Raw genomic sequence first — 8964 nt, 5'->3', positions numbered from 1 at the left:
TGATATCTATCGAATAATGTTTTTGTTATAGCTGCAGTTAATGTAGTTTTACCGTGGTCAACGTGACCTATTGTTCCTATATTAACGTGTGGCTTGTTTCTTTCAAATTTAGCTTTAGCCATTTTGAATTCCTCCCTTTGTATATTTGTTAATGCTTACATTAAGCTTATGCTAAGTATTTTACTATTAATTATTTCTGTTTTCAAGATATTTTTCCAATTTTCTCTTTACTCTTTGTAACGCATTATCAATAGACTTAACATCTCTATCCAATTTATCTGCTATGTATTGATAAGACTTACCATTTAAGTACAATTCTAAAACTTCTAGCTCCAACTTACTTAAAATTTCATTCATCTTTGATTCTATATTTTTAAGTTCCTCTTTGCTTATTATTAATTCTTCTGGATCAGTAATTATACTTGTTGCTATTATATCTAATAAAGTTCTATCTGACTCTTCATCATATATAGGCTTGTTCAAAGATACATAAGAGTTAAGTGGTATATGTTTTTGTCTTGTTGCTGTTTTTATTGCTGTTATAATTTGCCTTGTTATACATATCTCTGCGAAACACTTAAAAGAGTTTGTTTTAGTACCGTCAAAATCTCTTATAGCTTTGTAAAGTCCTATCATACCTTCTTGGATTATGTCTTCTTTATCCGCTCCTACTAAAAAGTATGACTTTGCCTTTGATTTAACAAAGTTTTTATACTTGGTAATTATATACTCCAGTGCTATTGTATCCCCTTTGTTTGCTTTTAATACTATTTCATATTCATCTTGCTGAGAATTATTTATAAACCCAAAATTATTTTCTTTAGCTACTAACATTTTACTATCCCCCATTACTTAATTTCATAGGTATATTATAGTTTATTAAACTTAGTAATTTCAACGGTTTCTACGAATGTTCTCAAGTTTCGACAAAGTTTCTTTATCTAATCTATCTTCTAACCAATTTCTTTGAATTTTGCGCTCTGACCCTATTTGTTTACTTCTTATCTTGTTTTTAGCGTCTTCTATGTCTAATTTAAGCTCTCTAGCTGATATTCTAGATGCTCCTTTACCTAATACTATTTGTTGTTCAGCATAATCATTTGTAGCTACTTTAACAACATCATACTTAGATAAAGATGTTATATATTTTTCAATATAACTATCTGCTGTTTGATGTTCTTTTGTATAAACTACTGTTATATATTTTCTATTTTCTATTTTTTCCATAGAGCTTTTAACATTATATGCATCAAAAACAACAATGGCTTTTTGGCCTGAAAACTCTGCATATTCAATGATTATATCAATTAATTTTTCCCTAGATGCATCTAAATCTTCTACTGAAATACGTCTAAGTTCTTCCCATGAATTTATAATATTATATCCATCAATTATTAGATAATGATTAAACTTTCTTTTCATTACCTTATTTAGAGCCTATTCTTTGTTTGAATATTTCATATAAAAGTATACTTCCTGCAACTGATGCATTTAATGAAGTAACATTTCCTACCATAGGCATTTTTACTATATAGTCACAATTCTTTTTAACAAGCCTTGATATACCAAAACCTTCGCTTCCTATTACTAAACCTATAGGACCTGTTAGGTTTTGCTCATAAAATGTTTGTCCATCCATATCTGCTGCTGCAATCCATAAACCGTGCTCTTTTAATGTTTTTATTGTGTTAACTATATTAGTTACCTTGCAAACAGGTACATACTCTACAGCCCCTGCAGATGCCTTTACAACTGTAGGTGTTATATGAACTGATCTTCTCTTTGGAATTATAACTCCATGTGCTCCTACAGCATCAGCTGTTCTTATTATTGATCCTAAATTATGAGGATCTGTTATTTCATCTAATATTATAAAAAATGGGTCTTCTCCCTTATCTTTTGCATTTTGAATTAAATCATCTAGTTCAAAATATTTGTATTCACTAACATTAGCTATTACACCTTGATGTGAATGACTAGTACTTATTTCATCTAATTTATTTCTATCAACATATTGTATTATTATATTTTTTTCTTTTGCCATTGCAGTTATCTTTTTTATAGAGCCTTCTTTAGCCCCATTCGCTATCATTATTTTATCTATTTCTCTATCGTTTTTTATAGCTTCTATAACTGGATTTCTACCTTCTATAATTGCCAAACTCTTCACCGCCTATAAATTATTAAACTTTTCTCTTACTTGAACAATATTTCCACAAGTCATTTTTCCTTCTGGACAAGGTCCTTTTATACACTTTGGCCCTATATTCTTAAATAATATAGGAGCTATTAATCTTACCTGTCTTAACATTTCTATAGATAACTCTCTAATTTCCCATTGTGCTCTTTCACAACATCTATGATTAAAGAAGTTATATAAACTTCTAGTATTCATTGTAAATACCATCTTCGTTTCACATGCATTAGGAAAAACATATCTTGCATCTTCTATTGCTTTCTTTTCTGCATTTCTTTTAGCTTCCTTCTCATTTTTTCCAGATTCAATTAAATTATTATAATGTTTTTCAAATAAGATATCCACTAATTTGTCATAAGCTTCTTGATCTTTATTCATAGCATCTATAAATAGTTCTTTAGCTTCCGCGATACTCTCTATTTCAGGAGGAACTATATACTCAAATTGATCTAGCTTAACATATCTTTGACTTTGTTGAGAAAAACTTGCTATACGATGTCTAACAATTTGATGTGAACAGCTTCTTGATATCCCTTCTACAGCAAATGTAAATGTAACATGCTCTAACGGAGATTCATGTCCTATATTTATTAACATATTTAAAAATTTTTCTACACTTTCATCAGTCAAATTTTGTTCTATTTCATCTACTCCTACAGATGAATAACATAATTTTGCTGCCATTGATATCACCTTTTCTGGTTCAGGTGTGTGTGCTATTACTTTAACTTTCATGTGTGTACCTCCTTTAATAGTTTATTATATTATTATACATTATTTCGTCTTCATTTTGTCTAAAAATGGAGTTTATACTTATAAATAGAGTTTTTTTAGATTAACATGAATTTTTATATAAGCATAAAAAAGAGCTAATCTCTACATAGAGATAGCTCTTTTTTATTATATGCTCTCTTCTGTTATTTCAATTGATTTTTGAATTATATAGTTCAATCTTTCATAATCTTTTTTCATATGAAGATATCCTATTAAAGCTTCAAATCCAGTAGCATTTTTATAGTCTATAATATCTGCATTTTTAGGTGTAGTATGAGACTTTTGATTACGTCCTCTTTTATATATTCTCTGTTCTTCTTCAGTCAATGATTCTTCAATAGTAAGAATCACATTTGCTTGAGCCTTAGCTTTTACATATTTTATAGCTGTCTTATGCAAATCATTAACTTTCTTATTTACATTTTTATTTATAAGATACTCCCTTATATGTGATTCATATACAGTATCTCCTAAATAAGCAAGAACCAGTGGCGATACCGTAGCTAAGTTTACATTTTCCATTATTACACCCTTTTCCATTTAGTTCCTTGTCTTGTATCTTCTAAAACAATTCCCATTTCTAATAACTTATTTCTTATTTCATCTGCTAATGCAAAATCTTTATTTTTCTTTGCATCAACTCTATCTTGTATTAACTTTTCGATGTCAGCATGTAAAACTTCTTCTTGTTTTTTATTAACTATATTTAAAACATTAGTTAATTCTCCAAACTCAGCTAAACACTTCTTCGCAAACTCTATTGATGATTCTTCATTTACATTAGTGTTTATAAATCTAGCTAATTCAAATATAACACTTATAGCATCAGCTGTATTTATATCATCATCCATAGCCGCTATGAATTTTTCTCTAAATGAATTTAATTCTTCGCTTAAACTTTTTTCGTCGTCTTTCATATCTGTTACTTTTAAATTACTTAATGTAAATTCTAATTTTTCTTTTGTGTTGTATAATCTTTCTAATCCAGCTTTTGACTGAGATAACATTTCATCACTAAAGTTTACTGGATTTCTATAATGAGCTGATAGCATAAAGAATCTTACAACTTCTAAATCATACTTATCTGATATATCTCTTACTGTAAAGAAGTTACCTTTAGACTTACTCATTTTTTCATTATTTATATTTATATAACCATTGTGTATCCAGTAATTAGAGAAAGTTTTTCCACTTCTAGCTTCACTTTGAGCTATTTCATTTTCATGGTGAGGGAATGCTAAATCTTGCCCTCCAGCATGTATATCGATAGTGTCTCCTAAGTATCTCTTAGACATAACAGAACACTCTATATGCCACCCTGGTCTACCTACACTCCATGGACTTTCCCATCCTGGCTCCCCTTCTTTTCTAGGCTTCCATAATACGAAATCCATCGGATGTCTTTTTTGAGAGTTTACTTCTATTCTTGCTCCTGCTTCTAAATCTTCTTGATTTTGTTTAGATAATTTTCCATATCCTTCAAATTTTTGAGTATCAAAATAAACTTCTCCGTTTACTGCATAAGCATATCCTTTTTCTTCTAATTCTTTTATAAACTCTATTATTTCACTGATATTATCAGTAACTCTTGGATGAACAGTAGCTCTTTTTATTCCTAAACCATCTGCATCTTTAAAATATTCATCTATGTACTTATCAGCAACTTGCTCCGGAGTTATTCCCTCTTCATTACCTCTTTTTATTATTTTATCATCTACATCAGTAAAGTTTTGAATATATTTTACATCATAACCTCTATATTCTAAATATCTTCTAAATGTATCAAATATTATAAAGGGTCTAGCATTTCCTATATGGAAGAAGTTATAAACTGTAGGTCCACAAACATACATGTTTACCTTTCCTTCTTCTATTGGTACAAATTCTTCTTTTGTCCTAGTTAACGTATTGTATAACTTCATAATATTCACCTCACTATTGTTTAATTTATAAATCTAACTATATAATCTATTATAATTTATATTCGCTCGAATTAATAGTACTACTATTATACCCTGGGGCTTTTATAAACAAACTATTTAGTTTTAATCATCTCATTCTTTTCTAAAAATTCGATTTTATTAGATACACAATTTGAATATATATCATCATTAATGATTTTCTTATTTTTCATTTTACTAACTATGTCTATGTAGTCTTTACAAAGTTGATCTAGTTCCTCCTTTATTTCTTTAATATCTATACTCATACAATCCTCCTAAAAATATACATTATTTTAATAATAAACTATTTAAAATATATTTAGTTTAACTGTACAAAATTCCTTTATTTTTAGGTTGTAATCTTTCTTCAAAAAACTACATAAAAAAAATCTCACCTGATAAAAGGTGAGATTTTTACTATAATAAGTTTTCTTTTACATATTTTATTCTATTTAAACATGTTTGCTTACCTATAACATCAGCTGCTTTTGGTAAATCTGGTCCATGCATTTGTCCTGTTAATACTATTCTAGTTCCCATGAATAAGTTTTTACCTTTTATTCCATGTTCTTTTTGTATTTCCTTAAGCATTGCCTTAAAGAACTCTTCACTTATTTCATCTGCGGCATTAATTTTTTCCTCTAATGCATTTATTAATGTTGGCATATGTTCTAATTTTAAGAATTCTTGACACTCTTCTGTTTCTAACTCTACTTTATTACCAAAGAATATATTTACGTGATCTGTTACTTCTTTTACATACTGTAGCTTTTCTTTAACAACAGAAACCATAGATTTAACAAAATCATATCTATCTCTAGCATCTTCTTCTGTTATATATCCAGCTTCTATTAAGAAAGGTATCGCTAAATCAGTTATATATTCATCTGAAGCATCTTTTATATAATGTTGGTTAACCCAATTTAATTTATCTGTATCAAATACTCCACCGCTCTTAGAAACTCTTTCAACAGAGAAGTGCTCTTCTAATTCTTTCATAGTGAATAATTCTTGATTATCTTCTGGAGACCAACCAACTAAAGCAACATAGTTTACTAATCCTTCTGGTAAGTATCCCTTTCTCTTGAAGTCTTCTACAGCAACATCTCCATGTCTCTTACTTAATTTTTTCTTTTCTTTATTAAGTATGTTTGGAAGATGTACAAATGTAGGAGCTTCCCATCCAAATGCTTCATATAAATATACATGTTTTGGAGTAGATGATATCCATTCTTCTCCTCTTATAACATGTGTTATTTTCATCATATGGTCATCTACAACAACTGCGAAATGGTATGTCGGGAATCCATCAGTTTTTATAAGAACTTGATCATCTAATTCATCAGTGTTAAATTCAGTTTCTCCTCTTACTAAATCAGTAAACTTTATAACATGATTTTCAGGTAATTTTAATCTTATTACATGTTCTTCTCCAGCTGCTAATTTAGCTTCTACTTCTTCTTTTGATAAATTTCTACAATGACCATCATACTTTGGAGTTTCTCCAGCTTCTTTTTGTTGCTCTCTAACTTTATCTAATCTTTCTTTTGAACAGAAACAATAGTATGCTTTTCCACTATCTAATAATTCTTGTATATAACCTTTGTATATATCTAATCTTTCAGATTGTATATATGGTCCGTATGGTCCAACTTGAGTTACATTTTTATTTTCATCTAACATAACTCCTTCTGTATGGTTAACTCCTGCCCATGACATTGCTTCTAGCATATTTTCTATTGCCCCATCAACAATTCTAGTTCTATCAGTGTCTTCAACTCTTAATATGTATTCTCCACCCATTCTTTTTGCAAATAGATAATTGTATAATGCAGTTCTTAAACTACCTATATGAACAAATCCTGTTGGACTTGGAGCAAATCTTACTCTTACGTTCATAACTTTACCTCCTAAAATAATCTTAATATCTATTATAATACCAAACTTAATCAGTATTTATAATAAAAACTTTATATTACTATTACTATAGTTACCCTATTTTTTTAATTTTCCACCTGTGGATAATTGTATTTTTGTACAAAATTAAATAGTATATATATCCACATTTTATTCAAAATGTTAATAACTTCGTGGATTATATATACTATTTTAATTTAAACTATCCTAACTTAACTTCATTTTTAGCAAATTCAGCTTTTATTTTATCATTTATTTCTTCTAAAGATATTAACTCTTTTTCTGCTTCATCTCTTAATTTAAACTCAACTTTTCCATCAGTTATATCTTTACCTACTGTTATTCTCATAGGTATACCTATTAATTCAGAGTCTTTGAATTTTACTCCTACTCTTTCATCTCTATCATCTAATAATGCTTCTACTCCCATAGCTGTTAATTCGTTATATATCTTCTCAGCTGCTTCCATATGCTCAGCTTTCTTTATATTTACAGGAACTACAACTACATGATATGGAGCTATTGCTAAAGGCCATGCTATACCATTGTCATCATTATGTTGTTCTATAACTGCTGCAGCAGTTCTTTCAACACCTATACCATAACATCCCATAACTATTGGTTTACTCTTACCATCTTTATCTATAAATTTAGCTCCCATAGTTTCTGAGTATTTTGTACCTAATTTGAATATATGACCAACTTCAACTCCTCTAGCTATTTCAAGTGGAGCACCACAACATGTACATTTATCTCCTTCTTGTACATTTCTGAAATCTCCAACTACACCATCAAAATCTCTACCAAAGTTAGCATTTCTTATATGGTAATCAGTTTTATTTCCACCAACCCCTATATTGCTTTGCTCTGCTACTTCTTTATCTATAAATACATAATCTGCTTTCATTCCTATTGGTCCAGCAAATCCAACTTCAGCATTAGTTAATTCTTTTACTACTTCTTCTCTTGCTAAATCAAATTCTATAACTTCACCTACAGCATTAGCAACTTTAACTTCATTTACATCTCTATCTCCTCTTACTAAAACAACTACTGTCTTTCCATCTGCTTCATATATTAATGTTTTAGCAAATGTATCTGCTGTTGTATTAAAGAACTCACATAATTGTTCTATAGTAGTTACCCCTGGAGTATGAACTGGTTCTAATTCTCTCATTTCTTCTTTAGCTTTTAAGTCGTCTCCTGAATGAGCTTTTTCTATATTTGCTGCATAGTCACAACAAGTACAGAATACTATTTCATCCTCACCTACTGGAGATTTAACCATAAACTCTGCTGAAGTTGATCCTCCTATAGCTCCTGAATCAGCTTGAACTGGACTATTTTCTAATCCACATCTTCTAAATATTTCTGTATATGCATCATACATATCTTGATATGATTTATCTAATCCAGCTTCATCAGTATCAAAGCTATATGCATCTTTCATAGTGAAAGACTTAGTTCTCATTACTCCGAATCTTGGTCTTCTTTCATCTCTATATTTAGTTTGAATTTGATATAAGTTTAATGGTAATTGTTTATATGAAGTAATTTCTTGTCTTATTATATCTGTAAAAACTTCTTCGTGAGTAGGTCCTAAGCAGTAATCTCTAGTATTTCTATCTTTTAATCTAAACATTTCTGCTCCCATTACATCCCATCTTCCAGACTCTTGCCATAATTCAGCTGGAATTAATGCAGAACATAGTATTTCTTGACATCCCTTTTTATTTAACTCTTCTCTTATTATATTTTCTATTTTTTTGAAAACTCTTATTCCCATAGGTAATTGATTGTATACCCCTGATGACATTTTCTTTATCATACCAGCTCTTATCATTAACTGATGACTAGTTATTTCTGCATCTGCTGGAACCTCTCTTAAAGTAGGCATAAACATTCTTGACATTTTCATATTTTCTTCCTCCTATTTAACTTTTTTATAATCAAAAAACCCTTCATCTCAATATAGAGACGAAAGGTTATATTTCCGCGGTACCACTCTAGTTAATTGATAAGTAATTTTATCAATTCTCTTTATAGGATATAACGGTCCTTCCCGTAAGAACTTTTTACCATTCTTAAGCTCTGAGACTGGTTCAAAGAATAATTTTTAGAAACTTTCACCAA

Annotated in this window: 10 protein-coding genes; all 10 read right to left on the bottom strand. The window is 29.4% G+C overall.

Features of this window, described 5'->3' with window-relative positions:
* On the bottom strand, positions 1-122 hold a 122-nt coding region (locus ACRDDE_RS12720), incomplete at its 3' end, for a GTP-binding protein (RefSeq protein WP_270506500.1).
* Positions 123-186: 64 nt separating this feature from the next.
* On the bottom strand, positions 187-834 hold the full coding sequence (gene sigH, locus ACRDDE_RS12715) for an RNA polymerase sporulation sigma factor SigH (protein WP_021428164.1): 648 nt from the start codon (positions 832-834) through the stop codon (positions 187-189).
* Positions 835-894: 60 nt separating this feature from the next.
* A complete protein-coding gene (locus ACRDDE_RS12710; protein ID WP_438627795.1) occupies positions 895-1422 on the bottom strand; it encodes an NYN domain-containing protein in 528 nt (175 codons plus the stop codon).
* A gap of 4 nt (positions 1423-1426) precedes the next feature.
* Positions 1427-2161, bottom strand: a complete 735-nt coding sequence (gene rlmB / locus ACRDDE_RS12705) for a 23S rRNA (guanosine(2251)-2'-O)-methyltransferase RlmB (RefSeq protein ID WP_021431488.1) — start codon at positions 2159-2161, stop codon at positions 1427-1429.
* Between the two features lie 12 nt (positions 2162-2173).
* The gene (gene thyX, locus ACRDDE_RS12700; protein WP_438627793.1) at positions 2174-2932 is read right to left on the bottom strand and encodes an FAD-dependent thymidylate synthase; all 759 of its coding nucleotides are present in this window, start codon (positions 2930-2932) and stop codon (positions 2174-2176) included.
* A gap of 165 nt (positions 2933-3097) precedes the next feature.
* The gene (locus ACRDDE_RS12695) at positions 3098-3511 is read right to left on the bottom strand and encodes a Mini-ribonuclease 3 (protein ID WP_438627791.1); all 414 of its coding nucleotides are present in this window, start codon (positions 3509-3511) and stop codon (positions 3098-3100) included.
* Positions 3496-4893, bottom strand: a complete 1398-nt coding sequence (cysS, locus tag ACRDDE_RS12690) for a cysteine--tRNA ligase (protein WP_438627789.1) — start codon at positions 4891-4893, stop codon at positions 3496-3498. The genes ACRDDE_RS12695 and cysS overlap by 16 nt, the downstream gene beginning before the upstream one ends.
* 113 nt (positions 4894-5006) lie before the next feature.
* Positions 5007-5180: a hypothetical protein gene (locus ACRDDE_RS12685; RefSeq protein WP_438627787.1), complete on the bottom strand. Its 174-nt coding sequence runs from the start codon at positions 5178-5180 to the stop codon at positions 5007-5009.
* 151 nt (positions 5181-5331) lie between these two features.
* Positions 5332-6813: a glutamate--tRNA ligase gene (gene gltX / locus ACRDDE_RS12680; RefSeq protein WP_438627785.1), complete on the bottom strand. Its 1482-nt coding sequence runs from the start codon at positions 6811-6813 to the stop codon at positions 5332-5334.
* Positions 6814-7033: 220 nt separating this feature from the next.
* On the bottom strand, positions 7034-8749 hold the full coding sequence (locus ACRDDE_RS12675; protein ID WP_438627783.1) for a proline--tRNA ligase: 1716 nt from the start codon (positions 8747-8749) through the stop codon (positions 7034-7036).
* Between the last annotated feature and the right edge of the window lie 215 nt (positions 8750-8964).

The organism is Paraclostridium sp. (genome assembly GCF_051656405.1).
Classification (GTDB): domain Bacteria; phylum Bacillota; class Clostridia; order Peptostreptococcales; family Peptostreptococcaceae; genus Paraclostridium.
The sequence above is the reverse complement of the archived record's forward strand: the minus strand, read 5'-3'. Positions and strand labels throughout refer to the sequence as shown.